This window comes from Methanococcoides sp. NM1, from assembly GCF_900774285.1.
Lineage (GTDB): Archaea > Halobacteriota > Methanosarcinia > Methanosarcinales > Methanosarcinaceae > Methanococcoides > Methanococcoides vulcani.
Genome location: NZ_CAAGTW010000043.1, coordinates 1 through 231 on the forward strand (window position 1 = coordinate 1; position 231 = coordinate 231).

A 231-nucleotide genomic window follows, 5' to 3' on the forward strand; every position below is an offset into this window, starting at 1 on the left:
ATGAGTATGATAAAGCATTAGAATATTTTGATAAAGCACTGGAGATAAATCCAGATTATGTTGATGCTTGGAATAACAAAGGCCTTACTCTTAATAAACTGAATGAATTTGAAAATGCAAGCGAATCATTTGATAAAGCATTGGAAATAAACCCAGATGATGCTGATTTGTGGAACAACAAAGGAAACACCATCAAAAACCTTGCTAATTACAATTCAGAAAGAGCTATCA

1 protein-coding gene is annotated in these 231 nt (G+C 32.0%); it reads left to right on the forward strand.

The genetic code is table 11. The features are described 5' to 3' along the window. The coding region (locus E7X56_RS11645; protein ID WP_135606898.1) for a tetratricopeptide repeat protein at positions 1 to 231 on the forward strand (231 nt) is incomplete at both ends.